This is a genomic window from Polynucleobacter sp. MWH-Adler-W8, assembly GCF_001889925.1.
Classification (GTDB): Bacteria; Pseudomonadota; Gammaproteobacteria; order Burkholderiales; family Burkholderiaceae; genus Polynucleobacter.
This window is the reverse complement of sequence record NZ_LZFI01000002.1, coordinates 224,356-251,318: the sequence shown is the minus strand read 5'-3', so window position 1 is coordinate 251,318 and position 26,963 is coordinate 224,356. Positions and strand designations below refer to the sequence as shown.

General features: G+C 43.7%; 28 protein-coding genes and 1 tRNA gene. 18 read left to right on the top strand and 11 right to left on the bottom strand.

Annotated features, from left to right (window positions below):
- Nucleotides 1–87: 87 nt before the first annotated feature.
- From AOC28_RS02085 to AOC28_RS02060, 6 genes are read left to right on the top strand one after another with little or no spacing between them, the layout of a single operon-like run.
- On the top strand, nucleotides 88–1,383 hold the full coding sequence (locus AOC28_RS02085; RefSeq protein WP_011902840.1) for a CmpA/NrtA family ABC transporter substrate-binding protein: 1,296 nt from the start codon (nucleotides 88–90) through the stop codon (nucleotides 1,381–1,383).
- Nucleotides 1,380–3,830, top strand: a complete 2,451-nt coding sequence (gene nirB / locus AOC28_RS02080; RefSeq protein ID WP_011902841.1) for a nitrite reductase large subunit NirB — start codon at nucleotides 1,380–1,382, stop codon at nucleotides 3,828–3,830. The genes AOC28_RS02085 and nirB overlap by 4 nt, the downstream gene beginning before the upstream one ends.
- A complete protein-coding gene (nirD, locus tag AOC28_RS02075; protein ID WP_011902842.1) occupies nucleotides 3,823–4,173 on the top strand; it encodes a nitrite reductase small subunit NirD in 351 nt (116 codons plus the stop codon). The genes nirB and nirD overlap by 8 nt, the downstream gene beginning before the upstream one ends.
- Complete coding sequence (locus tag AOC28_RS02070) at nucleotides 4,166–7,006, top strand: nitrate reductase (RefSeq protein ID WP_072582322.1); 2,841 nt, start codon at nucleotides 4,166–4,168, stop codon at nucleotides 7,004–7,006. Before nirD ends, AOC28_RS02070 begins: the two co-directional genes overlap by 8 nt.
- Before the next feature lie 7 nt (nucleotides 7,007–7,013).
- A complete protein-coding gene (ybiB, locus tag AOC28_RS02065; protein ID WP_011902844.1) occupies nucleotides 7,014–7,922 on the top strand; it encodes a DNA-binding protein YbiB in 909 nt (302 codons plus the stop codon).
- 3 nt (nucleotides 7,923–7,925) lie between these two features.
- Nucleotides 7,926–8,435: an HPP family protein gene (locus AOC28_RS02060; protein ID WP_011902845.1), complete on the top strand. Its 510-nt coding sequence runs from the start codon at nucleotides 7,926–7,928 to the stop codon at nucleotides 8,433–8,435.
- 6 nt (nucleotides 8,436–8,441) lie between these two features.
- On the opposite strand, the gene AOC28_RS02055 is transcribed toward AOC28_RS02060, so the two are convergent.
- Entirely contained in the window at nucleotides 8,442–8,966 is a 525-nt protein-coding gene (locus AOC28_RS02055; protein ID WP_071465697.1) for an HPP family protein, read from the bottom strand.
- Nucleotides 8,963–10,102, bottom strand: coding sequence for an HPP family protein (locus tag AOC28_RS02050; protein ID WP_072582321.1), 1,140 nt, complete (start codon nucleotides 10,100–10,102; stop codon nucleotides 8,963–8,965). The genes AOC28_RS02055 and AOC28_RS02050 overlap by 4 nt, the downstream gene beginning before the upstream one ends.
- Nucleotides 10,103–10,215: 113 nt before the next feature.
- On the opposite strand from AOC28_RS02050, the gene AOC28_RS02045 reads away from it, so the two are divergent.
- From AOC28_RS02045 to AOC28_RS02005, 9 genes are all read left to right on the top strand, one after another.
- Nucleotides 10,216–10,683, top strand: a complete 468-nt coding sequence (locus AOC28_RS02045; protein WP_011902848.1) for a nuclear transport factor 2 family protein — start codon at nucleotides 10,216–10,218, stop codon at nucleotides 10,681–10,683.
- Entirely contained in the window at nucleotides 10,673–11,266 is a 594-nt protein-coding gene (locus tag AOC28_RS02040; RefSeq protein ID WP_158009031.1) for a nitroreductase, read from the top strand. The genes AOC28_RS02045 and AOC28_RS02040 overlap by 11 nt, the downstream gene beginning before the upstream one ends.
- Before the next feature lie 453 nt (nucleotides 11,267–11,719).
- On the top strand, nucleotides 11,720–12,934 hold the full coding sequence (locus AOC28_RS02035) for a site-specific integrase (protein WP_072582320.1): 1,215 nt from the start codon (nucleotides 11,720–11,722) through the stop codon (nucleotides 12,932–12,934).
- 1 nt (nucleotide 12,935) lies between these two features.
- The gene (locus tag AOC28_RS02030) at nucleotides 12,936–13,655 is read left to right on the top strand and encodes a hypothetical protein (protein WP_072582319.1); all 720 of its coding nucleotides are present in this window, start codon (nucleotides 12,936–12,938) and stop codon (nucleotides 13,653–13,655) included.
- Between the two features lie 88 nt (nucleotides 13,656–13,743).
- On the top strand, nucleotides 13,744–13,950 hold the full coding sequence (locus tag AOC28_RS02025) for an AlpA family phage regulatory protein (protein ID WP_072582318.1): 207 nt from the start codon (nucleotides 13,744–13,746) through the stop codon (nucleotides 13,948–13,950).
- Between the two features lie 97 nt (nucleotides 13,951–14,047).
- On the top strand, nucleotides 14,048–14,506 hold the full coding sequence (locus AOC28_RS02020; protein ID WP_072582317.1) for a hypothetical protein: 459 nt from the start codon (nucleotides 14,048–14,050) through the stop codon (nucleotides 14,504–14,506).
- Between the two features lie 110 nt (nucleotides 14,507–14,616).
- On the top strand, nucleotides 14,617–15,453 hold the full coding sequence (locus tag AOC28_RS02015; RefSeq protein ID WP_072582316.1) for a ParB/Srx family N-terminal domain-containing protein: 837 nt from the start codon (nucleotides 14,617–14,619) through the stop codon (nucleotides 15,451–15,453).
- Nucleotides 15,454–15,489: 36 nt separating this feature from the next.
- Nucleotides 15,490–15,861, top strand: coding sequence for a hypothetical protein (locus AOC28_RS02010; protein WP_072582315.1), 372 nt, complete (start codon nucleotides 15,490–15,492; stop codon nucleotides 15,859–15,861).
- Between the two features lies 1 nt (nucleotide 15,862).
- Nucleotides 15,863–16,531 carry a hypothetical protein gene (locus AOC28_RS02005; RefSeq protein WP_072582314.1) on the top strand — a complete coding sequence of 223 codons (669 nt, stop codon included), beginning with the start codon at nucleotides 15,863–15,865 and terminating at the stop codon, nucleotides 16,529–16,531.
- A 90-nt stretch (nucleotides 16,532–16,621) separates the two neighbouring features.
- Here the strand turns inward: AOC28_RS02005 and AOC28_RS02000 are convergent, their stop codons facing one another.
- On the bottom strand, nucleotides 16,622–17,032 hold the full coding sequence (locus tag AOC28_RS02000; protein ID WP_072582313.1) for a hypothetical protein: 411 nt from the start codon (nucleotides 17,030–17,032) through the stop codon (nucleotides 16,622–16,624).
- A gap of 69 nt (nucleotides 17,033–17,101) precedes the next feature.
- Complete coding sequence (locus AOC28_RS01995; protein WP_072582312.1) at nucleotides 17,102–17,386, bottom strand: helix-turn-helix transcriptional regulator; 285 nt, start codon at nucleotides 17,384–17,386, stop codon at nucleotides 17,102–17,104.
- A 76-nt stretch (nucleotides 17,387–17,462) separates the two neighbouring features.
- Here AOC28_RS01995 and AOC28_RS01990 point away from each other — a divergent pair, with 76 nt between their 5' ends.
- On the top strand, nucleotides 17,463–18,668 hold the full coding sequence (locus AOC28_RS01990; protein WP_072582311.1) for a trypsin-like peptidase domain-containing protein: 1,206 nt from the start codon (nucleotides 17,463–17,465) through the stop codon (nucleotides 18,666–18,668).
- A gap of 56 nt (nucleotides 18,669–18,724) precedes the next feature.
- Here the strand turns inward: AOC28_RS01990 and AOC28_RS01985 are convergent, their stop codons facing one another.
- The 3 genes from AOC28_RS01985 to AOC28_RS01975 form a co-directional block, all read right to left on the bottom strand.
- Nucleotides 18,725–20,137 (bottom strand): Type 1 glutamine amidotransferase-like domain-containing protein, encoded by a 1,413-nt coding sequence (locus AOC28_RS01985; RefSeq protein ID WP_072582310.1) that lies wholly within the window; start codon nucleotides 20,135–20,137, stop codon nucleotides 18,725–18,727.
- 312 nt (nucleotides 20,138–20,449) lie between these two features.
- Nucleotides 20,450–20,544, bottom strand: a tRNA-Ser gene (locus AOC28_RS01980).
- Between the two features lie 72 nt (nucleotides 20,545–20,616).
- A complete protein-coding gene (locus AOC28_RS01975) occupies nucleotides 20,617–21,867 on the bottom strand; it encodes an aspartate kinase (protein WP_072582309.1) in 1,251 nt (416 codons plus the stop codon).
- Between the two features lie 170 nt (nucleotides 21,868–22,037).
- Here AOC28_RS01975 and AOC28_RS01970 point away from each other — a divergent pair, with 170 nt between their 5' ends.
- Both AOC28_RS01970 and AOC28_RS01965 read left to right on the top strand, forming a co-directional pair.
- Entirely contained in the window at nucleotides 22,038–22,322 is a 285-nt protein-coding gene (locus AOC28_RS01970; RefSeq protein WP_072582308.1) for a hypothetical protein, read from the top strand.
- Nucleotides 22,316–22,609, top strand: a complete 294-nt coding sequence (locus AOC28_RS01965; protein WP_072582307.1) for a type II toxin-antitoxin system RelE/ParE family toxin — start codon at nucleotides 22,316–22,318, stop codon at nucleotides 22,607–22,609. The genes AOC28_RS01970 and AOC28_RS01965 overlap by 7 nt, the downstream gene beginning before the upstream one ends.
- On the opposite strand, the gene tilS is transcribed toward AOC28_RS01965, so the two are convergent.
- Genes tilS through cysS form a run of 4 tightly spaced genes read right to left on the bottom strand, consistent with a single transcriptional unit; the run spans nucleotide 22,599 to nucleotide 26,942 of the window.
- The gene (tilS, locus tag AOC28_RS01960) at nucleotides 22,599–23,900 is read right to left on the bottom strand and encodes a tRNA lysidine(34) synthetase TilS (protein ID WP_072582306.1); all 1,302 of its coding nucleotides are present in this window, start codon (nucleotides 23,898–23,900) and stop codon (nucleotides 22,599–22,601) included. The two genes, AOC28_RS01965 and tilS, sit on opposite strands and share 11 nt — an antisense overlap.
- Nucleotides 23,866–24,837 carry an acetyl-CoA carboxylase carboxyltransferase subunit alpha gene (locus AOC28_RS01955; RefSeq protein WP_072582305.1) on the bottom strand — a complete coding sequence of 324 codons (972 nt, stop codon included), beginning with the start codon at nucleotides 24,835–24,837 and terminating at the stop codon, nucleotides 23,866–23,868. Before AOC28_RS01955 ends, tilS begins: the two co-directional genes overlap by 35 nt.
- A 9-nt stretch (nucleotides 24,838–24,846) precedes the next feature.
- Nucleotides 24,847–25,497 (bottom strand): DNA-3-methyladenine glycosylase, encoded by a 651-nt coding sequence (locus AOC28_RS01950; protein ID WP_237767713.1) that lies wholly within the window; start codon nucleotides 25,495–25,497, stop codon nucleotides 24,847–24,849.
- 23 nt (nucleotides 25,498–25,520) lie between these two features.
- Complete coding sequence (gene cysS / locus AOC28_RS01945; protein WP_072582303.1) at nucleotides 25,521–26,942, bottom strand: cysteine--tRNA ligase; 1,422 nt, start codon at nucleotides 26,940–26,942, stop codon at nucleotides 25,521–25,523.
- Between the last annotated feature and the right edge of the window lie 21 nt (nucleotides 26,943–26,963).

The following is a 26,963-nucleotide window of genomic DNA, read 5'->3' as shown; positions in this document are numbered from 1 at the left end:
TGATTTGGTGCACCAATACTGAGCCACCACTCTAATCTCGGGACTTACTACTTCTTTATCGTTAGTTATCGACTAAAGGAGCTCAGCATGAAAGTGAAAATAAGCATTAGCGGTTTATTACCAGAAGCTACTACCCCCACTGTTGCTGATGCGAATCCCACGCGTCGCAAACTTATCCAAAGTATTGGCTCTGCCAGCATTCTGTCCTTAATCGACCCAATGGTTAAAGCGGGTGCATGGGCGGCAGGCTCAGATGCCCCTGAGAAAACGGATGTAAAGGTCAGTTTCATTGCCCTTACAGACTGCTCATCGGTTGTCATGGCTAACCATCTTGGTCTAGATAAGAAGTACGGCGTTAAGATCATCCCCACTAAAGAAGCGTCATGGGCTGCAATCCGTGACAAGCTTGTAAATGGCGAGAATGATATGTCTCACATCCTCTATGGTTTAGTTTATGGATTGCAGATGGGTATTGGTGGCCAACAAAAAGATATGTCAGTTCTGATGTCTCTAAATAATAATGGTCAGGCAATAACCTTATCAAAAGCGCTTTATCAAAAAGGTGTAAGTGATGGCGCCAGTCTTAAAGCGCTCATGGATAAAGAAAAGCGTGACTACACTTTTGCGCAAACTTTCCCAACTGGTACACACGCTATGTGGCTTTACTACTGGTTAGCGAACTATGGCATTAATCCATTTAAAGACGCAAAAATTATCACCGTTCCGCCCCCACAAATGGTCGCGAATATGCGTAGCGGAAATATGGATGGCTATTGCGTAGGTGAACCCTGGAATGCCCGCGCAATCATTGACGGCATTGGCTTTACAGCCATTACTACACAAGCAATCTGGCAAGATCATCCAGAAAAGGCTTTAGGAACAACCTCCGACTTTGCCAAGAAGTATCCCAATACTTGTCGCGCAGTTACGGCAGCAATATTAGAGGCTGGAAAATATATTGATGCATCGACTTCGAATAAGCATGCAACTGCGGAAGTTGTAGCTGCACCTTCATTTGTCAATACTGATGTTAGTGTGATTCAAGACCGCATGATGGGTCGCTATAACAACGGTATCGGCAAAACTTGGGATGATCCCCATGCGATGAAATTCTATAACGATGGTATGGCTAATTACCCCTACCTATCTGATGGCATGTGGTTTATGACTCAGCACAAGCGCTGGGGTTTACTCAAAGAGCACCCAGATTACTTGGCTGTAGCAAAAAAAGTAAACAACATTGCGCTTTACAAAGAGGCTGCTACTGCTTCAAAGACACCACTACCAAAAAGCGATATGCGCTCCAGCAAATTATTTGATGGTGTTGTGTGGAATGGCTCCAACCCTGCTGCTTATGCAGATAGCTTCAAGATCAAAGCATGAAAAAACAAAAACTCGTCATGATTGGCAATGGGATGGCCGGCGTTCGGACCATCGAGGAACTATTAAAGCTCGACCCAGAGCTTTATGACATCACCATCTTTGGTGCTGAGCCCCATCCCAACTACAACCGTATTTTGCTGTCCCCAGTATTGGCCGGCGAACAGACTCTTGAGCAAATTGTTCTAAATGACCTCGATTGGTACAAGAGCAATGGCATCCATCTTCATCTTAGCAAAACCATAACTAAGATTGATCGCAAAGAGCGTACTGTTATTGCCGATGATGGCACCATTGAAAGCTACGATCGCTTATTACTGGCTACCGGCTCTTTACCATTCATCTTGCCTGTTCCAGGAAATGACTTACCTGGCGTGATTGCGTATCGTGATATTAAAGATACCAACGAGATGATTGATGTGGCGACGCGTTACAAAAATGCCGTAGTCATTGGTGGTGGCCTGCTTGGTCTCGAAGCTGCAAACGGTCTAGCTCTCAGAGGTATGAGTGTGACCGTGGTCCATCTTGCCGAATGGTTGATGGAAAGACAGCTAGATAAAACTGCAGCTGATTTACTACAAAAATCCTTGGAAGAAAAAGGTCTTAAGTTTTTACTGAAAACTTCTACCGAGGCAATTACACCTAATGCCGCCGGCGATCGTGTCGGCCATATCCGCTTTAAAGGTGGACTAGAAATACCGGCTGACTTAGTTGTTATGGCGGCGGGTATTAAGCCCAATACAGCTTTAGCCGAATCTGCAGGTTTACATTGCCAAAGAGGTATCGTTGTTAACGATACTCTGCAAACGTTTGATCCAAGAGTTTATGCAGTTGGTGAGTGTGCAAGCCATCGTGGAACTGCCTATGGTTTAGTTGCGCCTTTATTTGAGCAGGCTAAGGTTTGTGCAAATCACCTTGCCGAACACGGTATCGGTCGATATGAGGGCTCCGTAACGTCAACAAAACTGAAAGTAACGGGCGTCGATCTCTTCTCCGCTGGAAACTTTATGGGAGGCGAAGGTACTGAAGAAATTACTCTAGCCGATCCTATTGGTGGCGTGTATAAAAAATTAGTTTTAAAAGATGATCGTTTAATTGGCGCCTGCATGTTTGGCGATACAGCAGATAGCACTTGGTATTTCAAGCTCATGCGTGACGAACAAAGCATTGCAGAAATTCGTGACACATTGATGTTTGGTGAATCCAATATTGGTGATGTTGGCCATCAAGGTCACAATAAAGCGGCCGGAATGACTGATGCAGATGAAATTTGCGGATGCAACGGGGTTACCAAAGGCACCATTGTCAAGGCTATTCGGGAACAGGGTTTATTCACGCTTGATGAAGTAAAGAAATGTACTAAAGCAAGCAGCTCCTGTGGCTCATGTACAGGCCTAGTTGAGCAAGTGCTGATGAATGTTCTTGGCACAGACTATTCAGCAACCCCTAGAAAGAAATCAATTTGTGGATGCTCCGATCTTTCTCATGATGAAATTCGTCAAGCCATACGCTCCGGTCACTTAATTTCTCAAGAGCAAGTTCGCACCGAGCTGAATTGGAGAACACCTAACGGTTGCGCGACTTGTCGCCCTGCCTTAAATTATTATTTGATCTCCACATGGCCACATGAAGCAAAAGATGATCCACAATCCCGCTTCATTAATGAACGTGCTCATGCCAATATCCAGAAAGATGGCACCTACTCAGTTATTCCGCGGATGTTTGGTGGTCTAACTACTCCTTCTGAACTACGAAGAATTGCTGACGTTGCTGAGAAATACCAAGTGCCCACAGTGAAGGTCACTGGCGGCCAACGAATTGACTTACTTGGCATCAAGAAGGATGATCTCCCAGCGGTTTGGAAAGAGTTGGATATGCCGTCAGGTCATGCCTATGGCAAATCAATTCGCACAGTGAAAACTTGTGTTGGTGATGAGCACTGTCGTTTTGGTACCCAGTCCTCCATGAAAATGGGCGTAGATCTAGAGAGAATGCTCTTTGGTATGTACGCACCTCACAAAGTGAAGCTTGCAGTATCTGGCTGCCCACGAAACTGCGCAGAAGCTGGCATCAAAGATGTTGGAATCATTGGTGTTGAATCTGGCTGGGAACTCTATATTGGTGGTAACGGCGGCATTAAAACTGAAGTAGCGGAATTTCTCTGTAAAGTTAAAACTGATGAGGAAGTTCGTGAATATTCTGGTGCCTTCTTACAGCTGTACCGCGAAGAAGCTTGGTATTTGGATCGAACTGTCCATTACTTGGCAAGAGTTGGCATGGAATACATTAAGCAAAAAGTGGTCGACGATGCTGAAAGTCGTAAAGCTCTCTACGAAAGACTGCTGTTTGATCTAAAAGATGCTCCAGATCCCTGGAAAGACTTTGAACGTGCTGGTGTAGATGTTCGTCAATTTAAAACCATCCCTATTGTCGAGGTTGGAAATGTCTAATACCGCCCAACTTGATCAGTGGCAAAAAATCACAACAGTTGATGAGATTCCTGTTCTGGGATCTCGGGTTATTGAAGCGCCAGCTGGTCAAATAGCTATTTTCAGAAATTCAGAAGACGAAGTATTTGCCGTATTGGATAAGTGCCCGCATAAGGGTGGCCCCCTGTCTCAGGGCATTGTCCATGGAAAATCCGTAACCTGTCCACTGCATTCCTGGAATATAGATCTCTCCACTGGCTGTGCAGTTGCCCCAGATGAAGGCTGTGCTAAATCCTTTGCAGTCAAAGTAGAGTCTGGTGTGGTTTGGCTAAGCCGCGAGGAATTGCAAGCTACTCATGGCTGAAGTTAAGAGCACCTGTTGCTATTGCGGTGTTGGCTGTGGCGTCATTATTGAAACCGCAGAAAGTAACGGAAAGATCGAGGTAACCGGGGTTCGCGGCGACCCCGATCATCCTGCAAACTTTGGCAGACTCTGCAGTAAAGGCTCTACCCTTCATCTCACTGTAAACCCAAGCCTTCAGATGCAGGCTCGGCTGGGTTCACCAGCAATCCGCAAGGCAAGAGGCGAAGATCCGGTAGATATTTCTTGGCCCGAGGCAATTCAAACTGTTGCCCAAAAATTTGCCGACATCATTCAAGAGCATGGTTCAGAATCTGTTGGCATTTATGTGTCTGGTCAATTACTGACCGAAGACTATTACATCTTTAATAAGTTAATGAAGGGCCTAATTGGCTCTAACAATATTGATACCAACTCACGCCTATGTATGTCTAGTGCGGTAGCTGGCTACAAGCAAACTTTGGGAATGGATGCCCCACCCTGTTGCTATGAAGATATTGATTCTGCATCCACTATTTTTATTACGGGATCAAATACCGCTTTTGCTCATCCGATTTTATATAGACGTCTTGAGGATGCCCGTAAAAATAATCCGGATCTCAAAGTTATTGTTGTTGATCCCAGAAAAACCGATACCGCCAAAGAGGCTGATCTCTACCTACAGATACAACCTGGTACTGATGTTGCCCTCTATCACGGGATGCTTTACATCATGCTCTGGGAGAAATGGATTAATGAGTCTTATATCAACTCATATACGGCAGATTTTGATGCGCTGCGTGATTTGGTTAGAGATTTCACGCCTAAGGCAGTAAGTCAGATCTGTGGCATTAACGAAAAAGACTTGTTCCAAGCAGCGCAATGGTTTGCAACTTCTCCCGCAACTCTATCGATGTACTGCCAGGGATTAAATCAATCAGCATCAGGTACAGCCAAGAATGCTGCTTTAGTAAATCTACACTTGGCCACCGGTCAAATAGGGAAAGCTGGTGCTGGTCCATTCTCTTTGACTGGACAACCCAATGCCATGGGTGGCCGGGAAGTTGGAGGTTTAGCCAATCTACTATCCGCACACCGTGATCTTGCTAACCCAGAACATCGTGCAGAAGTTGCAAACCTGTGGGGGGTGGATTCAGTTCCCGAAAAGCCAGGTCTTAGTGCCATTCCCATGTTTGAGGCATTGCGTACTGAAAAACTAAAAGCCATATGGATTGTCTGTACAAACCCTGCACAATCAATGCCTGATCTCAATGTAGTTCACGAGGGATTAAGCAAGGCAGAATTTGTTGTGGTGCAGGAAGCTTATGCGCACACGGCCACTACCTTATATGCAGACGTATTATTGCCCGCCACTACCTGGGCAGAAAAAGTGGGAACAGTTACTAATTCAGAGCGAAGAATTTCCAAAGTAAATCCCGCAATTGATCCCTATGCGTCTGCTAAACATGATTGGCAGATCGCTCTTGAAATTGGATTAGCTCTTGAAGCGCTATTACCAGGCAATAGAAAAGAAGGAACATCCACTCTATTTCCTTACGCCGGACCTGAGGATATTTGGAATGAGCATCGTGAGAGTACAGCCGGTCGCGATCTCGATATTACTGGTTTAAGCTACAAAATCCTTGAGGAACGCGGACCACAGCAATGGCCTATGCCCAAAGGAGATTTCTTTGGCAAAAAACGTCTTTATGAAAATGGCGTTTTTCCTACCAAAGATAAAAAAGCGCACTTTATTGCTGCACCCTATAAAGCAACCGCAGAATCTGTAGATGCTCGCTACCCATTTGCCTTAAATACTGGGCGCCTCAGAGATCAATGGCATGGGATGAGTAGAACGGGAACCATTGGAACGCTTTATGGGCACTCACCTGAGCCTTGTGTAGAACTATCACCTAAAGATGCCGGCAGGATGAATCTAGAAAATGGTGATTTAGTTCATGTCACTAGTCGCAGAGGTAGTGAGATCTTCCCAATCAAAGTCTCAGACGATATCGCCTCCTCCCAAGCCTTTATTGCCATGCACTGGGGTTCTGAATTTATTTCAGGCGCTGCTGGTAAAACACCGGGCCGCGGAGTCAACGGCCTTACTTGCAACATGATCGACCCCGTATCCGGTCAGCCTGAACTGAAACATTCAGCCGTAAAGATTTTGCCCGCTAATCTTCCCTGGCATTTAGTAGCTTTCGGCTTATTTCCTAAAGAAGAAGTATTTTCTGTTCAAAACAGTTTGCGCAGCATCCTGCCTCATTTCGATTCTGCCCAATGTGTTCTATTTGGTAGAGAGCAGGATGGTGGCCTCATTGGAGTTTCATTCAAGGCCGCTCACCACGATGACCCGCTAGAAGAATCAGAATCTCTTGCCGCGCAAGCTTTAAAGCAAGTGATGCAGAAATTCAAGCTAGATGAAGCATCTGGAGAACCTGTAATGCGCTATATTGATAAGCGCAGGGGCGTAGTTCGACTTGTTCGCGCTCAAGAGAAGGTTCTATCTGCCATGCTTACCGGCCCTATTGGCAGCCTAGCAAGTACTGCCTGGTTAAGAGAGTACCTAGAAAGCGGTTTAGATGCAAAAGCGCTTGGTCGGTCTTTGTTGATGCCTGTCAGCAAACCCCCTGTAGAAATTAAACCCAAAGGTAAGGCCATTTGTAATTGCTTTAATGTATCTGCAGACACAATGAAGCAATGCTTAAGCAAGATGCCTGCAGGAACCTCCCCCGATGATGCTATGAGCTCACTTCAATCAGAAACGCAATGTGGAACTAATTGTGGATCCTGCAAGCCCGAAGTCAAGCAAATTATTGTCAGCTTTCTCAAGAAAGTGGAAGTAGCGGCATAATCCTGCAATGAGCATCACATCATTCTTAAAAGTTATTGGCCGAGGCAGCAAAGGTGCCGGCGATCTTGATCGCAATCAGGCTAAAGAAGTATTCACTCAAATTCTAGATGGCAATGTCAGCGATCTTGAGCTCGGTGCATTTTGTATTGCTATGCGCATCAAGGGTGAGTCCGTATCTGAGCTCATGGGCTTTATGGATGCTCTGCAACCACATCTAAATTTACTAAATCTTGGCACACGTCCAACCATAGTCTTACCAAGCTATAACGGGGCTAGAAAACAAGCAAATCTCACACCACTTCTTTCCGGCATGCTTGTTAGTTATGGTTTTACAGTGCTTGTTCAGGGGGTCGAAAAAGATCAAACCAGGATAACGAGCCATGAAATCTTTAAGTCCCTTGGCTGGCCAATTCTCAAAACGAAAGATGAATTTGGTGCACTCCTGGCATTGAATCAACCGATCTTTTGCTCTCTTAATGTTATTTCCCCAGCGCTTCAAAAGTTATTAGATATCAGGGAGCGAATAGGTCTGCGGAATACTAGTCATGTGCTGGCAAAACTCATTAACCCAACCCTTCAGAAGCCTTGGCAAGTTTCCAACTACACCCATCCAGAATATCCAGAAAAACTACGAGAATTTTTTCAACTTCGCTCAGCCAATGCAATTTTGATTAGAGGGAGCGAGGGTGAACCAACTGCCTCCCTGCAACGATTACCTGAAATGCATTTTTTGCATGCAAATGCGAATGAAATTACAACCCCCGAAGAGCGCTTTGAAGATCTCAGTCCGTTTTTAGACATTGATGCCATTTCAACCGCATCCGTTACCGAGCAAATTCTATCTGGGCAAGTCAAATGTCCGAGCTCAATTCTCAGACAAGCCATTCAAATATCTACGATGGCTGGATTACACTAAGCGATGCTCAGAACAGTTAAACGTTTGGCATGGGTTTCATTGGGAGCAATCGTTGCGCTTGGCTTGGCCCTGCTTGCCACTAAACCACCAACAACGCCATTACTACTTGCTTCGCTAGGCGGTTCAACAATATTTCTGTTTGGCTTGACTGGTGCTCCTGCAGCACAGCCAAGAGCTTTATTTGGCGGGCACCTCATTAGCGCACTCATTGGTATTGTCTGCTACCAGCTCTTTGATGATGCTTTATGGGTTTACTTGCTTGCGGAGGTAATTACTTTGGTAGTCTTATTGCTTACGCAAACCGTTCATCCGCCGGCTGGTGCTAATCCACTCATCATGATCCAGGCGCATGCTAGCTTTGGCCATCTTACAGCAGTTGTTTTGGTAAGCGTGACGATTCTTGCGGTTGTAGCAGCCATCTGGAGTCGCCTCACTCCCGGTAAAGCCCTGCATTACCCAGTGAAGTGGAATGAACCTTCACCGCAATCCAAGGATTGGAGTGTTTGGGGGTAGCAAAGCTTAGCCCAACGAACGCTTTATTAAAGCTTTGTTTAAAAAACTTGCTAAGACCAATACAAGAGAGTCCACCAAAACGGGATGCCAGGCAAAGTCATAGCTATTAGTTCCAGCCATTACTATAAAAATACTTAAGAAAACCGCTGGTGGATGCATGCACCCCAGCAAATACATTCCAACTATCGTACCAATGACGGCAACTGGAATTCCCACAGAAATCGATGAAATTAGATAAACACAAATGAAGGCTACGCAGGAAGCCAATAGATTTGCCTCTATTAAAGTTAAGGGCGAAAAGAATTTACTATTGGGAAATAGGAAAATGCATAGAGCGCTGACTCCAAATACAGCCGTCACCATATTCTCATCTTGCGTCATATCACCCCATAGGTGATTAAAGAAGGCTATCACAAGGATGGTTAGGCCCACACCAATGGATACTCTGAGTCTATCAAACCAAGAATATTGTCCCTGGGGTGGTGCAATTTCATTAAAGAAATTAATCAGTTTATTGAAAATATTTTTCATCTAATATCAATAGACTGGTCAATAGCTTTTACAAAGTCAGATTGGGTGATCATTCCTACCAACTGCCTATTATCATTAATTACGGGGATATGGTGATGACCATCACCACAAAATATCTCAGCTAAGTCAAGCATATTTCGATCTTCACTAATTACCCTTACCGGCTTACTCATCACCTGCCCAACAGCGTTAGGCAAACTATTCAAACCGGGAACAGCTGTCCGCATAAAACCCCTGATGCGCTGTCCAAAAGTTTGATGGAAATCCACTGCTGCACTTTTAAGAAAATCCTCTAGAGTAATAATTCCAAGCACCCTTTTTGCACCATCTATGACTGGTAAAGCTTTAACATGACGCTTGCGCAGTAAATTCCATGCTTGATCCAAAGGTGAATCCATCCCAACGTATAAGACTTCAGTGGTCATAATATTTTTACATAGCATACTTTGCAACTTCTTTTGATAAGCCCCATGTTCAACTTGAGAAATCAAATTGGCTAAATCATCCTTACTGATATCTAGTACTTGGTTATAGCTCTCCAAGACAGCGTTAATTTCCTGATCCTCGATCTTACGATTTCGTTTCTGCAGTGGAGATGAATCCAAGACGGCCTTAGGGCGTTGCGGATATGGCTTGCCAGTTAAGGAGTTATAAATGACTGCACATAAAACCAATAAAACAGCATTACCCATAACCGGAAAAAGCACAAAATGAAAATCTGTCATTCCACCAAGAGGAATTAAAAGGGCTAAAGCTGCAGCAGGTGCGTGTAAGCAACGCAAGGCAAACATTGCCAAGATTGCGAGTCCAACAGATAAGGGAATTAATAATGGTAATTCATGGACAAATTGCGTACACGCAACACCTACCAAAGCAGAAACACAACTACCCCCTATAACTGCCCATGGTTGCGCCATTGGACTTGAGGGTAAGACAAATAATAAAAATGCACTGGCACCCATCGAGGCGACAACCCATGGTGATGCGTTTCCGTAACCTGCAAGCAATAAACCAAGTCCCATCATTGCGAGCAAGCCCAGCACAACTCCTAAAACCGATCTAAACCGCTCCAACCAAGAAACTGAGGTAGTTTCTGGAAGAACAATGGTAATTAACTTTTTTAAAAAATGTCTCAAAAGCGATCTCAATAAAGGCTTATTTTAAATGCACCAAAAGTGGTACTAGTTGGGCTATTGTATGCAAATCCCTGTTTATTCTTATTATTCCGAAACATTAACCACAAAGTGCTATGGAACAAAAACTACCCCTACCCCCTTTTACTAAAGAAACAGCAATTCAAAAAATTCGAATGGCAGAAGATGCTTGGAATACCCGCGATCCTGAGAAAGTCTCCTTGGTATATACGGAAGATACCATTTGGAGAAACCGAGCGGAATTTCCAAAAGGCAGAGAGCAAGTAAAAGAGTTTCTCCAGCGTAAATGGGCCAAGGAGCTTGACTACCGCTTAATTAAAGAACTATGGGCTTTTACAGCTAATCGCATTGCAGTTCGTTTTGCTTACGAATGTCATGATGACTCTGGTAACTGGTCGCGAAGCTTTGGTAATGAGAATTGGGAGTTCAATGAGAATGGTTTCATGATGAGACGTTTCGCTAGCATTAATGATTTACCCATCAAAGAATCTGATCGAAAGTTTTTTTGGCCCCTAGGAAGAAGACCGGATGACCACCCAGGACTAAGTGATTTTGGCTTCTGATAATTTAGATTCACTCGGAGGCTTTGCTCATGCACTGATCCATAGTCGTCAGCATGTTTCTCCTAAAAGACTGATTGCACCAGGCCCCAACCTATCTCAGAAATTAGAAATTTTGAATGCGGCTGGAGCCGCCCCCGATCATGGAAAGGTAACGCCTTGGCACTTTTATGAAGTCAGCCCCGAAAGTCGTAATTTATTAGGTGACTTATTTGCAGACGCACTCATAGCAAGAGACCCAAGCGCAACGCCAACTCAAATTGATGAAGCAAAGCAGAAAGCTTTTCGAGGCCCCTTGCTTTTATTGGCAACCGCTAAGTTGAACAATGAACTTGACAATATTCCCGAGCAAGAAAAACTCATCTCCGCAGGATGTGCAATTCAAAATATTTTGCTAATGGCTAATGCTTTAGGATTTGGCTCAGGACTATCAAGCGGTAAGGCTCTTTACAGCCAAAAGATGAGGGAGTTATTTTTACTTAAGGATAAAGAGGAGCCTCTGTGCTTCATCACTATCGGCACTATCTCGGCTCATAAGCCTAATAAGCAAAGGCCTGATGCAAATTCTTACAGTTCTGTTTTCTAGCTGAATCTATTGGACGTTTTTAGCTTCTCAACAATTAATTAACCATGCCATTAGGATGTGCTGAGTAATCGTTAGCTTAAATTGCATTAGCCACATATCTGCAATCACATATTGTTTGGGTGGTAAGCGTACTGGTAAGCGGGAGTGATAAAGAAAAAGCCCCGGTTAAGGGGCTAAGTCTATGTTGCGTATAGCAAAAAGAGGAAAAAATGCCAAAAGTGCTGGCGGAGACGAGATCCAATAGAGGCTTGATGACTTCTTGGGAGTTATTGAGTGTTCTAGATAGTCCTTGTGCTTCTTGCCCCCTCCTGCCTTCTGGGGAAAATAGGCAATAAGTATTACGAAACATGTACTCAATAAATCCGAAAAGTTACCTTTGAGACTTATAGGTTACTTCCCCAATCACAGCAATTGCGTGGTGAATGTGGGGAACCTTAAATTAGGGGGATTTATATGAAACAAGCGTTTACCGATACCTTTATCAAGAATCTTAAAACTCCAGGGCGCTATACAGATGCAGCAATTGCGGGATTAAACCTCAATATCAAACCGAGTGGTGGCGGTTATTGGGTATTTAGGTACTCATATGCGGGAAAAAGATTGGACTTATCCCTTGGGTCCTACCCCGCCATTACCTTAAAAGAGGCTCGAAAAAGAGCTTTGGCATCCAGAAATGAGTTAATGCAAGGAAAAAAACCAGCAACTTACTGGAAAGCACAAATAACACCAGAACAAATTGATAAGCCTCTATTTAGCGACTATGCCAAACAATGCATAGATTCAAAAAAAGCGGAATGGCAAAATCCAAAACATAAAGATCAATGGTTCAACACAATTGATCAATACGCCAATCCATTTATTGGAAAAAAGGCATTAGACGAAATTGATACTCAAGATATCTTGGATATTCTCACTCCAATTTGGTTCACCAAAACTGAAACGGCCTCACGTCTGCGGGGTCGTATCGAGTGGATTTTGGCATCAGCCAATACAAGAAAGCTTAGATATGGAATTAATCCAGCAGCATGGCGTGGTCATTTAGAGACAATTCTGCCAAAACCATCCAAAATTGCACCGGTTAAGCATCACCCCGCTTTACCGTATGCAGAGATTACTAGTTTCTTACGAATATTAAGAGAAAAGGAAGGCACTACCGCATTAGCATTGGAATTTCTAATTCTGAATGCCAATCGCTCCGGTGAGGTTCTTAATGGATTACGTAGTGAAATAACACAGGAGGGACTTTGGATTATTCCGGCACACCGTATGAAGGCAAAAAAGGAACATAGGATACCTTTAGGAAAAAGATCTATGGAGTTGCTGGCAATCGCTAAATCCTTTGATCCAGATAGTAAATATTTATTTTCACGAGATGGCAAACAACTTTCTAGTATGGCTATGTTGATGATGCTTAGAAAAATTAACCCTAAAGTTACCATCCATGGATTTAGATCAAGCTTTCGGGATTGGGTTTCAGAAGAAACAATGCATAGTCCAGAGGTTGCTGAAAAAGCTTTAGCCCATAAAGTTGTAAATCAAGTAGAGGCCGCTTATAGACGTGGTGATTTATTAGAGCATCGGAAGCGATTAATGAAAGACTGGGAGGATTATTGCCTCACTGGTGGGTGGGGTAATGTAGTTAATATTGCAGAGAAAAGGGCTGCTTAAGATGCGACGAAATTCAGATAACCAATATTTGCAAATAATTGGCCTAATCGGTGATGATCTAGTTGCTCATCGTAAGTACCCATCAAGAAGAGTCTATAAATCCTCAAGACAAATTAAAAAGAAAGTTACCCCACGTGACTTAGTAAAAGCATTTTGGTATCAATTTAAAGAAGATTTTCATAAGAGGATGGATGAATTAGTTTACCTAAATGAAAATAACCTACTGTCAGATCATGAGTTTGAAATCATTAAAAAATACTCTTTAGTAATGGGGGGATATTTTTTAGATGCCCTCCAAGAGGATGTGATTCAACAGAAAACAATTTTGGTTTGCGCAAAAAAAATGTATGCCGCTCAACAAAGCCTAGCTGCTGAAATTGAAGGTTTGAATAAAAATAAGCTTGATAACCGCATCAATGCAATCACAACTCTTAAAGAAATCATCTTAGATATTCGTTTTTTTATGTTTTCAGTTGCCATTACAAAAGAGGCTGTTTTTGTAAATCCTAGTAATGGCTTGCCGATATATAGCCATAGGCCTATAAAACAAGCAGCCAAGGAAGCTTTCTTTAAAATAATGCATCAGCATGTAGCTGAAAATGGGCCAAGGTCACGACCTCGTGAAAAAACTATTTTAAGAAGACTTGAAGAGTTAGGTCACAGAGTAAGCGAAAGAACCTTACGAAACTGGAAATCCCAATCTATCAAAAACTACAAATAACAATTTTTAGGCAATAAGTGTTTGATTCTGGTGATTAATAAACACCCATTCGCAACAATACATTCATCTCTTGTATCAAGGAAAGAAGATGAACGAAATCCAAACACAAAATACTACTGGCGACCAGTTACTGAGGATTAAAGCAGTCTCTGAACAAACAACTCTATCTAAGAGTTGCATCAATCTTTGGGTGGCTCAAGAAAAGTTTCCAAGACCCATCACTTTGTCTAACACTGTAAAGGTATGGCGACAGTCTCATATTAATGAATGGCTTCAGAAAGTCGAGGAACAATGAATTTGGTTGCTGTGGGGGCAACAAGGTCAAAGCTCAATGAGATTCTGAGTAACCCCAGTCATACCGTAATCATCATACATAAATGGATGAATATTAGATGAGCTCTATCCAAATTCCACGAATCGATTACCAAGATTTCTTTGATAAATTTGGCAATCTGACCGATGTTGTCACCATACTTCTGAAAAAAAGACATCCCACTTTCAACGTCTATTGGCGTACTGAATTTGCAAAGTCAACTGCGCACTGGTGCTATGACCGCCTAAATAAGAAAGTCTATGGACGCAGGTACATGGATGGTCACAAACAACTAGGAATTGTGGTGTCGCATGAAATTGGCGATAAATCAGACCGCCCTCACCTTCACATTGCCATAGGTCGACCCGCCCATCTAAGTGAACACAAGTTTCATCAGCTAATCATCGATGCGTTTATGCCAATGGAATGGCGCTATCAAGCAATTCATATTGAGAATTACTACAACTCCGGGTTCTTGCGCTATATGTGCAAGGGTGATTTTGAAAAGATTATTTACTTCGAAATAACCAAGGGATAAAAGATGGGCATGGGTACTGACTGGTTGGTCTTATCCGTGGTTTCAAATGAATTGGGATTGGGTTCCTAGTCCCGTGTATTGCTTAAAAATAACTGACACAGGAGTACATAATGAAAACAGACAATCAAATTACCAATAACTCAAAAACCTTCTCAGTCCCCATTAATGAGATCAGGATTGATGGCAATACCCAGTACCGCATGGTGATAGATCAGCCAACGGTATATAACTACCGTGATGCAATTAAGCAAGATGATGAACTACCCTTAATTGACGTTGTCTATGACGGTAAAGACTACTGGCTCACTGATGGATTTCATCGCTACCATGCCTTCAAACTATTAGGCATTAGAGAAATCCAAGTGAATTGCATTGATGGATGCCTACGAGATGCGCAGATTGAAGCTCTCAAGGCTAACTGTCAGCATGGCAAACCACTCACCAATGATGACAAGCGCAATAAAGTTCAAATAGCGCTCAAAATCGATGGATTCGCTGGAAAGTCAGACCGAGAGCTGGCTAAGATTTGCAATGTTTCCGCACCCCTTGTCTCCTCAATCAGAGATCCTAAAGTTAAAGCTAGGCAGAAGGAGAATATCAAGAAGCACTTTGCAAAAAATGTTTCATCGCCGGAAGGATGTAATTTAATTACGCCTACGGAGGCTATTCAAAGTAGTGGCGCCGCTCCAGATGATGACGAGATCAAAGCCTCTGAGCTAGCAATGCAAGCCTACCTCGAAGAGATTGAGATGATCATGGAGTCGGACGATAAACTCTCCACTGCCAATGAGCGGATCAAAAAGCTCACTCATCTCAACGCTCAACTGACAATCAGCATGCATGGATTAATGAACGATAAAAATTTCTGCATAAAGCAAATTAAGCAACTTCAGAGAGAAATTGATCGATTCAAAAAGATGGAGCGAATGAATCTCGTAAAACCCTAGGCCATCTACTTTAGAAGAATTTAGAGGACATTAGAAATGACAATGGGATATAAAACTGGGGGGAGGCAGTTGGGAACCCCCAATAAGGCTTCAAATGACTCAAGAAGGGCTATTTCAGCATTGATAGAGGGGAACATAGATAAGCTGTCTGAATGGCTTGATACAGTCGCTTCTGGCGTCCGTAAAGTGGATATTGAGACAGGGAAACTAACCCACGAATATCTGGTGCGCCCCAACCCTGCTAAAGCTTTTGATATGTTTATGTCGGCAGTTGAATACACCATTCCTAAATTAGCTCGGACTGAAATTATTGAGGAAGCCATTGACTCGGAAGAAGCAAATGAGAGGGCTCAGGTATTCTTTGATCTGATTGCTGAATTGAAAAGAAAACGCCAAGAAGAGATCTAACTTGAAGTTACCATCCCCACCTAAAATCCGACTTCGCACAAAAATACTAGTAGGTATTTTTGTATTAGCAAGCGTGGGTTCCTACTATATTTTTATTAATCATGGTTATTTACATTCCACTAGATATGACAAAGGCACCCTTTACTATAGTCTTCATAGGTCTGGAGAATGTGAGCTAAAAATTGATGGCAAGATCAATGACTCCTTAATAAACGCTTTTGATGAGGTCATGAAAAAAGCAGACCACTCGGGATGCAGCTCCTATGAATTGCAGCTTAATTCGGGCGGCGGGAACCTAGCCGTTGCACTTGATCTTGGGAACATCATCAAAATGAGAAAGATGACCACGATTGCTCTCAATCGATGCAAATCTGGATGTGTGTACCTTTTCATTTCAGGCGAACAGAGAATTGCCTCTAAGCACACTGTTTTTGGAATGCATAAAGGTAGAAACACTAAGAGCGGAGAATGTGCCAATCCGAGCCATCCCCCAACAGATAGCCCTAACTTTTTTAGCGATCTGCAGAAGTACGCAGATAAAAGACTTGGAAAAAAGGCTGGGAAATTCTTTGTAGCCAAAGAAAATGTAGCTGGCTGCAATGAAATGCTTCAGATCGACAATGAAGAATTTCAAAGAAATGGGATCATCAATACATTAACTGATGATTAAATTTCACCCCATACTAATCAGATTAGTATGGGTTTACCATTAGTAGTCTGACTACCATAGGGTTTACCCTTACTAGTTGAACTAGTATTGTCACGCTGAATAAGGGTTCTCTCTACCACGGCTATTAAAGATATCGGCATCAGAAATGTCTTCGCACATTTTCAGAATTGACACTGACCAGCCCTCAGCCTGACCTTCTCCTGCTCCGATTGACACAGTAGCATTACTAAACCAATCTTCAATTAGCTGATTTGCCATATCAATCTCTTGTTCAGACATCGACTGGCGTAGGAAATTCGGAATCTCTTCTGCAAAAGATTCTCCCAATATAACTGCAAGACTAGCCCACTTATAGGCTTCAACTCTACGATTGGGATAATCATCCGATCCTATGATCTGTGCTGCTAGGAAGTATTGAAAACCACTATGCCCATATTGGGCAAGACGATGGAATCGCTCCCAATCAGGATGGTTTTCATTGAACAATTGATGCTCCAGCATGTAAATACTAACTATTAGTTATAGGTCTGGAACAGTTTAACTAAAGCTAATACATAATTAGAGCTTGTCTTAATTTCCCATTAAATCTTCGGTGGCATCAACCAGCACACCGGGTCTAATTTCAAGGGCTTGGGCAAGACGCAAAATTAGCACCAGATTGGGTAGGTGCTCACCCCTTTCGATCTTTCCCATATGGGAACGCTCAACGGATGCCATAGAGCTCAAGCCCTCTTGAGATATTCCCATCTCAAGTCTTCGTGCCCTCACAACAGCTCCAAAAGCGATAGCAGGCTTTGGCTCGTAGGATATTGATCCCTTTGGACGGCCAGGACTGATTTTGCGATTCTTTTCCATTGACAAAAGAATCGCAAGGTTGGAGACTAATAACCACGTTAAATTTAACTAGTAATTATCCTTTAATAAAAAAATAATGAACTTATTGCTACGATTTTTATTACTTACAACATTGACACTGCTCGCAAATCCAATCTTTGCGGGAAGTACTGCACTTTTCACTAATGCCGATGGTACTGGAACAGGATTTATTATTTCTGCCGATGGATATATAGCAACCGCGTTTCATGTGATTAATGGCGCAAAGCTTGTACAGGTTCGAACGAGTAACGGAAAGATAGTTAATGCAGTAATCGTAAAGACCGATCCAAGAAATGACTTGGCAATTCTTAAAATTGAAGGAACAGGCTTTAAGCCAATTCAAATTCAATCGTCCCTAGAGGTAAAACGTGGCGATAAAGTTTACGCAATGGGTTTTCCATTATTAGGGGACCAAGGCCTTGAGCCCAAGCTAACAGATGGGCTTATTAGCAGTCTATCCGGTATACATGACGAAGCTGTAAAGTTTCAAATTAGCAACCCCATTCAGCCTGGTAATTCAGGTGGTCCGCTATTCTTGGATAACGGGAAAGTCGTTGGAGTAATCAGCTCATCTCTTAGCGATGTATACATTTTTGAAAAATCAGGCTCTTTGCCTCAGAACGTTAATTATGCAGTTAAGTCAAACTATCTAATAGAGCTTGCAAGCACAGTTAATGGCTTGAAGCTCGCACAAGGCTCTTCATTTGTAAATGTCTTTTCAAAAAAGCTAACTGAAACAGCAAGCGAAGTTGAGCAAAGCCTGGTATTAGTTGGGGTTGAGCTTGGAAAGAAGCCTTTGCCTAAGATTGAAGCGAAACCTCAGCCAAGACCTGCACCTGCAGCACAACCTCCGTCCGCTCCTGTACCACAAGCTGCTCCACCAGTAATAAGCAAGTTACCTCCTTGCGTAGGAACCGATCCCAAAGGATGGAATAACTGCGCCGGCTCGTTCCGCTTTAGCAATGGCAATTTTTATATTGGCGAGTTCAAAAATGGTCAGCGTGACGGATATGGTGCGCTCGATATAGTTAATAAAGGCTGCATTACTAGTTTTAATTGCATTGGATCAGCGGTTCATGCTAGGTATGCAGGGACATTTAAAGATGACAAGATTGATGGCTACGGCACTTGGTTTGCTGATGATGGAGAAAAGTATGTTGGTCAATTTCGAATGAATCTTAGAAATGGTAAAGGTACATTAACCACCAAATCAGGAACTGTAAGTGGTACTTTTAAGGATGGCATATACACTGGTTCTTAATGTGAAGATTTAAATATACGCCCTTAAAGAGGGCTGGTGTAACCGATTACACGACGCTAGAGCCCTATGTATTTTCCATCTTTAAATTGGCCGCTAAAAGTGCCCGATGGAGTGATTCGAGAGCCTTTGCCATTTGGTAAATTCATTAAAAACTCTCCAATGTATTTTTCTCCATCGTCTGATACCCAGGTTCCATAACCCTCAATTCTGTCATTTTTGAAGCTCCCCCTATATTGAGCGTGAATACTAGAGCCAATGCAGTTATAACTAACTTCACATCCTTTGTTAGCAACATCTATAAAACCATTGCCCATTCTCATCCCATGTTGATATTCACCCGTATAAGTATTTCCATTGGGGTATTGATGTATCCCTAAACAGTTATTCCATTGCTGAAAGTTTCCCCCTTGACATTGCGGCAATGTGCTTATATCAATTGCGTTAACCGCTTGGGAAGTTTGCGGCTTATTGGGTGAAAGAGCTATTATTTCAGCGTCTTGTTGTGAGAGTCTTTGTGTTTGTGGAGCAGAAGAGCCATAATAAGCTGGCAGCACATAACCCTGTCCCGAGTTAAGCTTAATAGGCGCAAGCATTGAGTTAGCAGCCATACTCCAAATAGTTACACTACCGCCAACCACATAAAACTTGTTTTGGTGAACAATAATCGCTGCACCCTGATCAATGCCAACTCCTAGTAACTCCGGATGCGCACTGATAACTGGTCGCAAATCATTCCCCCTACCTCGGGCATCCACATGTTGATCTATCGCCGAGTTTGGAAGAAGGCCAAAGCCCGTGGTATAGCCCGGAAAAATCATAACTGTATTGTCGCCAGCAGGATTTTTAGGATCACCCGGCATACCTCTAACTAAAAATGAGCTTTGTATACTTGCTCCTGCAGAAGATCCCATTACTACGGCACCACGATTAAGGGCAGCTTTAATTTGTTTTTCAACCTCAGTATTCAGGTATGCATCAACTAGCCTCCACTGTCTTCCACCATCAATGAATATTCCATTTGCATTTTTAATGGGGTTTACAAATCCATCAGAATTTGAATCCTCTTTATTTCTTGTATGAAGGATCGCTATGTTATCAACGCCTAGTAGTTTTTTATATCTACTCGAGAGTTCGCTCATATCAATTTCGTTATCACCCATAGCCGTCGGAATGGCAACAAAATTACTTCTTAGACCGCCGGCAAGTGTGATGAAGCAATTCCTCTGCTCTTGAGTTATTTTGCCGCCTCCGTGAATAATCAGCCAACCTTTTCCTACGCCCCCCAATTGATCTTGCGTGGCTAATGAATCATTATCTCTGAGGGAGGTAATAACATTTTTAGGACAGTCATTCACTCCCGTTGCGTCTATAGCGGCTGAAATTAATGACCCGGGAATAAAAATCCATGCTGAGGCTTCAAAAGATAGGGATGAGCCTAGCAACAATAATGTTACATATAGTCGCTTCATAGTTAGTCCTAAATATTTATGAAGATCATAACCTTCGGGATGAATAATCTGTTAAACGTCCCTTTCCTCGTAGATGTATGCTTAGAGTCGCTCAACGAAGGCTTTATTGCCAATGGCCTAAGAAGCTAGAGTGCTTTTGCATATCCTTCCCATGAAGCCATCTTAGACTAGCCCTGAGAATGACTTTCACCCGTTCTGATCGATTCAGCAGCATTAATGAACCAATCTTCAGGGTGATTTCAATGCAAATGTGGGGAAAATTGTGGTGAAAAAGAAAAAAGGGCTAAAAAGCCCTTTTAACTATTGACATCTTGGCGGAGACGAGAGGATTCGAACCTCCGATCAGAGTTTTAGCCCCGATGCTCCCTTAGCAGGGGAGTGCCTTCGACCAGCTCGGCCACGTCTCCGTACTTCTTACTATTACAACGCCCCACAGTTTAACGGATAACCGCTCCTGAGGGGTTTATTGTGCTTTTTACTTACTTCTGGTCCAGCTCAAATGCCTTATGCAAGGCGCGTACAGCCAATTCCATGTATTTCTCATCAATCACTACTGAGATCTTGATTTCGCTGGTGGAGATCATCAAGATGTTGATGCCCTCTTCCGACAAAGTTCGGAACATCTTGCTGGCGATGCCAACGTGAGAACGCATGCCAACACCAACTACTGAAACCTTAGAAACCTTTGGATCGCCAGAAATTTCTTTTGCTTCGATGTGCGCTTGCACAGTGTTCTTGAGCAAGTCCAATGCTTTTTGATAATCAGCGCGCGGCACTGTGAAAGTAAAGTCTGTTTTACCTTCAACTGATTGGTTCTGAATAATCATATCTACATCAATATTGGCATCCGCAATCGGGCCAAGAATTTGATACGCAATACCTGGACGATCAGGAACTCCAAGAACGGTAATCTTCGCTTCATCACGCGCAAAGGCGATGCCGGAAATAACTGCGGCTTCCATAGTGCTGTCCTCTTCAAATGTAATCAAGGTGCCCGACTTCATCTCGACGTCTAAAGGCATCAATGGGTCTGTCAAAGAAGACAGAACCCGGGTTTTAACTTTGTACTTACCTGCAAACTCCACTGAACGAATCTGCAATACCTTTGAACCTAAGCTTGCCATTTCTAGCATCTCTTCAAAGGTAATCTTGTCTAGGCGACGTGCGTCTTCGCAAACACGGGGGTCAGTTGTATAAACACCATCAACGTCTGTGTAGATTAAGCACTCATCAGCCTTTAAAGCTGCTGCCATGGCAACTGCTGAGGTATCTGAGCCACCACGACCTAAGGTTGTGATATTGCCATTAGGATCAACGCCCTGGAAACCAGTAACAACGACTGCTCGACCAGCATTAAGGTCTTTGAGAATCTTTTCGCTATCAATGCTCTTAATGCGCGCTTTGGTAAATGCAGAATCCGTGTGGACTGTTACTTGCCAACCAGCGTAACTCACTGCATCGATACCCTCACGGATTAATGCCAGTGCTAATAAGCCAGAACTAACCTGCTCACCAGTTGATGCAATTTGATCTAACTCGCGTGGGTTTGCATCTGGATTGATTTCTTTTGCAAGGCCGAGCAAGCGATTGGTTTCGCCGGACATGGCTGAGGGCACAACCACCACTTGGTGGCCTGCACGCATCCATTTGGCAACGCGCTTGGCAACATTGGCGATGCGCTCAGTTGAGCCCATTGAGGTGCCGCCGTACTTATGAACGATAAGAGCCATAAAAACCGTCTATTTAACTATCTGTAACAAGGAATTGAATCCTTGAAGGTCTAAAAAGGGCTATTTTACAGGGTTTTGTAGGTCTTTAAGACCAAGCTGTTGACTTTGTCCTATGGGGCTGTTTATGATGGTGTTACTTTAGTGTTACCTTTTTGATCCTAGGACCCTCCATGAGCCCTGTCAGCACAACCTCCCTCAAACTCACTGATGAAATCAAGCTCCAAGCAGCCAATGCGGCCAAAGATCTTGGCATGACTACTCACGCCTTTATGGTGGGAGCAATTAAACAAGCAAGCATCAATGCGGAATTGCGGAGATCTTTTATTGAGGACGCTAACAATGCTCGCAAGGAGGTTTTACAAGAAGGTAAAGTGCATGATGCAGAAAAAGTCTTCAAACATTTAAAAGCACGCATTGCCGGTAAGAAGTCAACCTTGAAAGCAACGAATTGGTAAGAATTGTTTTCTCCCCAAGAGCCCTATTAGATCTCGAGAGACTTACTGACTTTTTAGTTGAAATTGACAAAAATGCTGCTCTAGCTACATTAGAGATTATTGAGGGCGCAATTCAGATATTGTCGGAACACCCTTTTATCGGTCGCACCTGTGATGCCCACATCAGAGAGTTAATTATCTCCCGTGGAAAGTCTGGCTATGTAGCGCTATATAGCTTTGATGAAGCTAAAAATGCCGTGATCATTTGCACCATACGCCATCAAAAAGAATCTGGGATTACGCCTTAGTCCAAATTGGCAGGACACGCTTGCCAGCTGAAGTCAGATGTGGGTAACTGAGCCCAATACCCGCCACCGCGATCAATTCATCGTTGATATAGAGCAAGGGGGCCTGACGCTCCCAGGGTGGGATATCAGCCTCCTGGTAGAGGTTTTTAAGGGTTTTACGGGGCGTCTTAGGCTTAACCTGGATCTTCTCCGAGCCTAGGCGCTCTCTAAGGGTGATTTGATTATTCTCTTGGGCAGCTTTTACCCAATCTGCAGGCAGGCCTAATTGCTTGGAATTCGCTGGAAGTAATTTGAGAACCCAGCGCCCTTCTTCTGGATTGGATACTTGCAGTGTCCCACGCCATAGATAGATTTTTCTCTCATCATGCAACCACTCTAATTTGGCATCTGCTTTGACTTTAGCAAGATCACGCCACCAAGCTTGTAGGCGCTCCTGAGATGGCATCGCCAACTGCTGCGTTTGCAACCAATAGCGCAAGACATTGTTTGCTGCCGGTAAATCATCTTTAGCAAGAGCTAGTAATGAGCTTACTTTCAATTGATCTTTATTGAGAATACTTTTGCCATCTTGTGTTGCTAGTCGGTTAAGTAGTGTTTGTGCTTCGCCAAGAAGCTCTGCACTGCGGGCCATATTAGCTAATGCTTCTGGTTGAATCTTTTCTAGTGCTGGAATGATTCTTTTGCGAACGGCATTACGGCGATATTTTGTATCTTGATTGCTGGGATCTTCAATCCATTGGAGCTTATATTCTTTTGCGTACGCCTCAAGCTCTTTTCTACTTTGATTTAAGAGTGGGCGCCATAGGGTGAGACTTTGATTGCTTGAAACTCCCCTACTTGTTGGCATACCAGACAAGCCAGCTACTCCCGAGCCGCGCAGGAGTTGCAGGAGAACGGTTTCTGCTTGATCGTTTTGGTGATGAGCCAAGAGTAAATCTTCAATGCCATATTCTTCACAGAGATCGGCAAGCGCTTCGTAACGCCCTGCTCTTGCTCGAGCCTCGATATTGCCTTGCTCGTGTGGATTGTCTAGATGCAAGAGTCGAAAATCAAAATGGATCTTGTATTTTTTTGCCAGCTTCTCACAAAAGATTAACCACTCATCTGCTGGTTTTTGTAAGCCATGATGAATATGAAAAGCGTAAATCTGGTCTTTGTTTTGTCTTGTTGCTTTAGCTTGTGCTTTGCAAACCGTGTCGAGCAACACAACCGAATCGAGGCCGCCACTTAAGGCAACCGCAATTCGTTTTCCCGGCTTAGGACTTTGCTGTGATTTCCTTGAACTTGCCATAGCTCATCAAACGCTCATGACGACGTTCAAGTAATGCATCTACCTTCATGCCATCAAAAGTTTTTAAGGATTCAGCAAGTGCTTTGCGCATATTGCTCATCATATTATCGTAATCACGATGTGCGCCACCAATAGGCTCAGCAACGATCTTATCGATTAGACCCAAAGCCTTTAAGCGTTGCGCTGTGAGGCCCAGCTGCTCAGCTGCCTCAGGAGCCTTATCGGCGGTCTTCCAGAGGATAGATGCACAGCCCTCGGGAGAGATTACTGAGTAAGTGGAGTTCTGCAACATTAAGACAACATCGCCCATCGCAATTGCTAACGCACCACCGGAACCACCTTCACCAATAATGGTAGCGATGATTGGAACCTCAAGCTCTGCTTGCACAAACAAATTGCGGCCAATCGCTTCAGACTGATTGCGCTCTTCCGCATCAATGCCAGGGAATGCCCCAGGAGTGTCTACAAAAGTAAATACCGGAATGCCAAACTTTTCTGCAAGGCGCATGAGGCGCATTGCTTTGCGGTAACCCTCTGGACGGCTCATGCCGAAGTTTCTGAGAGCACGCTCTTTAGTATCGCGGCCCTTCTGATGACCAATCACCATACAAGGCTGATTTTCAAAACGGGCTAATCCAGCAATGATTGACTGATCATCTGCAAAAGTGCGATCACCATGTAGCTCATGGAAGTCGGTAAATAAAGCGCCAACATAATCCAGGGTATAAGGACGCTGAGGATGACGCGCTACTTGAGAGACCTGCCAAGGGGTCAAATTGGCATAAACATCTTTTGCTAACTGCTGACTTTTTTCGGCAAGCGTTTTGATCTCATCGGAGATGTCTACCGATGACTCGTCTTGTACAAAACGCAGGTCTTCAATCTTTGACTCTAATTCGGCGATTTGCTGCTCAAAATCCAGGAAAGTCGTTTTCATAGTCTGATTTTAATGTTCAACTGGGACGGGGTCGAGACTTCTCCACATATACCAGGTAGCTACCGTACGCCACGGGGCCCAATTGGCAGCCACCTCCCTCGCCTCATGGCGGCTAACAGGCTCACCGCTGAAGTAATTGAGGGAAATAGCCTTAATTAGACCAACATCGTCTAAGGGGAGGATATTAGGGCGAACCATATTAAAAATGAGGAACATTTCAGCAGTCCAGCGGCCAATTCCCCGAATAGAGCTTAATTCTTTGATCACGCTCTCATCATCCATATCTTTCCACTGATTAGCATGCAGACGTCCAGAATCAAAGTGATCTGCTAAATCGCGGATGTACTCCACCTTGCGCCCAGACAATCCGGCGGCGCGCAATTCTTCTACGGAGAGCGCTAGGATATTTTTAGGGGTGACTTTCTTTTTACTGGCGGCAACCACTCTATTCCAAACGGATTGGGCTGCTGCCACTGAAATCTGCTGCCCCACAATTGATCTCGCCAAAGTATTAAATGAATCGCCGCGTGTCACTAGAAATCCGGATCCAATTTTAGGAATCAGTTTTTTCAGAATACGATCGTGCTTCATCAATTCTCTGCAAGCCTGCTCCCAATAGTCTGGAGCAATTTCTTGCAAGATTGATTCTGCTTTTTCCACTTTTATTTCTTTTACTACAGTCATTAAGCCCTACGCCATTCTGTTAAGCCGCCGGGTTTATCTTCCAGAATAATTCCTTGCTCTAGTAATGTCTTACGAATTAAGTCTGCCTGGGCAAAATCTTTTGCCTGTTTAGCGGCTACACGTGCAGCAATACGCTCTTCAATTTGTGCAGGACTTAAGCCATCCCGATCTTTAGAGCCTGATTGCAAAAATGCGGTTGGATCACGCTGCAAGAAGTTCAGGGAAGCGCCGAGAGCCTTCATTGTATTGGCGAGTAATTGCTTTTCGTCACCTTGCGCACGATTGACTTCACTGGCCAGGTCAAATAAGACTGCAATCGCCTCGGGCGTATTGAAATCATCATTCATGGCATCCGCAAAGCGCTTGGCCCATGGGTTATGTCGATCTAGATTGATTGCTTGCGCTTTTGGGGCTTGAGCCAAGGCAGTGTATAGACGACTGAGCCCTGAGCGTGCCTCTTCTAGCTGTGCATCGCTGTAATTGATCGGGCTACGGTAATGCGCCTTGAGCATGAAGAAACGCAATACCTCTGGATCAAAACTTTTTAAGACATCTCGTATTAAAAAGAAGTTGCCCAATGACTTGGACATTTTCTCTTCGTTCACACGAATATGGCCGTTATGCATCCAGTAATTAACAAAGGGAGCATCATCTTCTTTGCGATCTTTGCCATACAAAGCGCCTTCGCTTTGCGCAATTTCATTTTCGTGATGCGGGAATTGCAAATCAGCACCGCCACCATGAATATCAAAATGCTCGCCCAGTAAGTCACAAGACATGGCTGAGCACTCAATATGCCAGCCTGGACGGCCTTCGCCCCAGGGCGATTTCCAACGAGTATCAGCCGGTTCTTCGGCTTTAGCACTTTTCCATAAAACAAAATCTAGTGGATCACGCTTGCCATCACCGATTGCTACGCGCTCGCCAGCGTTCAATTCATCTAATGTTTTACCGGATAGCTGACCGTAACGTGGCAATAAACGCACAGCAAAATTTACATCGCCGTCATTAGCTTGATACGCCAATTCATTTTCAATCAGCTTGCCAATCATGCCCTGCATTTGTGCAATGTAATCGGTAGCGCGCGGCTCTTGATCGGGATGCATTAAACCCAACTCATCCGAGTCGGCATGCATCGCATCGATAAAGCGATTGGTTAATGCAGAAATGGGCTCACCATTCTCAATGGCACGGTTGATGATCTTGTCATCAATATCAGTGATATTGCGCACATAAAGCACTTCATAGCCGCTAGCCCTAAGCCAACGCACCACCATATCAAAGACGATCATGACCCTGGCATGGCCAATATGACAAAAGTCATAAACCGTCATGCCGCAGACGTACATCTTGACCTTGCCCGGCACTATGGGCTTAAAGACCTGTTTAGAACGGCTAAGGGTGTTATAGATTTGCAGCATAGGGCTATAAAGGTGGGGCAA

Bases quoted from the DNA above. Each gene is read 5' to 3' on its own strand.
- AOC28_RS02085 (WP_011902840.1), top strand. From the start codon at position 88: ATGAAAGTGAAAATAAGCATTAGCGGTTTATTACCAGAAGCTACTACC.
- nirB (WP_011902841.1), top strand. From the start codon at position 1,380: ATGAAAAAACAAAAACTCGTCATGATTGGCAATGGGATGGCCGGCGTT.
- nirD (WP_011902842.1), top strand. From the start codon at position 3,823: ATGTCTAATACCGCCCAACTTGATCAGTGGCAAAAAATCACAACAGTT.
- AOC28_RS02070 (WP_072582322.1), top strand. From the start codon at position 4,166: ATGGCTGAAGTTAAGAGCACCTGTTGCTATTGCGGTGTTGGCTGTGGC.
- ybiB (WP_011902844.1), top strand. From the start codon at position 7,014: ATGAGCATCACATCATTCTTAAAAGTTATTGGCCGAGGCAGCAAAGGT.
- AOC28_RS02060 (WP_011902845.1), top strand. From the start codon at position 7,926: ATGCTCAGAACAGTTAAACGTTTGGCATGGGTTTCATTGGGAGCAATC.
- AOC28_RS02055 (WP_071465697.1), bottom strand. From the start codon at position 8,966: ATGAAAAATATTTTCAATAAACTGATTAATTTCTTTAATGAAATTGCA.
- AOC28_RS02045 (WP_011902848.1), top strand. From the start codon at position 10,216: ATGGAACAAAAACTACCCCTACCCCCTTTTACTAAAGAAACAGCAATT.
- AOC28_RS02035 (WP_072582320.1), top strand. From the start codon at position 11,720: ATGAAACAAGCGTTTACCGATACCTTTATCAAGAATCTTAAAACTCCA.
- AOC28_RS02030 (WP_072582319.1), top strand. From the start codon at position 12,936: ATGCGACGAAATTCAGATAACCAATATTTGCAAATAATTGGCCTAATC.
- AOC28_RS02025 (WP_072582318.1), top strand. From the start codon at position 13,744: ATGAACGAAATCCAAACACAAAATACTACTGGCGACCAGTTACTGAGG.
- AOC28_RS02020 (WP_072582317.1), top strand. From the start codon at position 14,048: ATGAGCTCTATCCAAATTCCACGAATCGATTACCAAGATTTCTTTGAT.
- AOC28_RS02015 (WP_072582316.1), top strand. From the start codon at position 14,617: ATGAAAACAGACAATCAAATTACCAATAACTCAAAAACCTTCTCAGTC.
- AOC28_RS02010 (WP_072582315.1), top strand. From the start codon at position 15,490: ATGACAATGGGATATAAAACTGGGGGGAGGCAGTTGGGAACCCCCAAT.
- AOC28_RS02000 (WP_072582313.1), bottom strand. From the start codon at position 17,032: ATGCTGGAGCATCAATTGTTCAATGAAAACCATCCTGATTGGGAGCGA.
- AOC28_RS01995 (WP_072582312.1), bottom strand. From the start codon at position 17,386: ATGGAAAAGAATCGCAAAATCAGTCCTGGCCGTCCAAAGGGATCAATA.
- AOC28_RS01990 (WP_072582311.1), top strand. From the start codon at position 17,463: ATGAACTTATTGCTACGATTTTTATTACTTACAACATTGACACTGCTC.
- AOC28_RS01985 (WP_072582310.1), bottom strand. From the start codon at position 20,137: ATGAAGCGACTATATGTAACATTATTGTTGCTAGGCTCATCCCTATCT.
- AOC28_RS01975 (WP_072582309.1), bottom strand. From the start codon at position 21,867: ATGGCTCTTATCGTTCATAAGTACGGCGGCACCTCAATGGGCTCAACT.
- AOC28_RS01970 (WP_072582308.1), top strand. From the start codon at position 22,038: ATGAGCCCTGTCAGCACAACCTCCCTCAAACTCACTGATGAAATCAAG.
- tilS (WP_072582306.1), bottom strand. From the start codon at position 23,900: ATGGCAAGTTCAAGGAAATCACAGCAAAGTCCTAAGCCGGGAAAACGA.
- AOC28_RS01955 (WP_072582305.1), bottom strand. From the start codon at position 24,837: ATGAAAACGACTTTCCTGGATTTTGAGCAGCAAATCGCCGAATTAGAG.
- cysS (WP_072582303.1), bottom strand. From the start codon at position 26,942: ATGCTGCAAATCTATAACACCCTTAGCCGTTCTAAACAGGTCTTTAAG.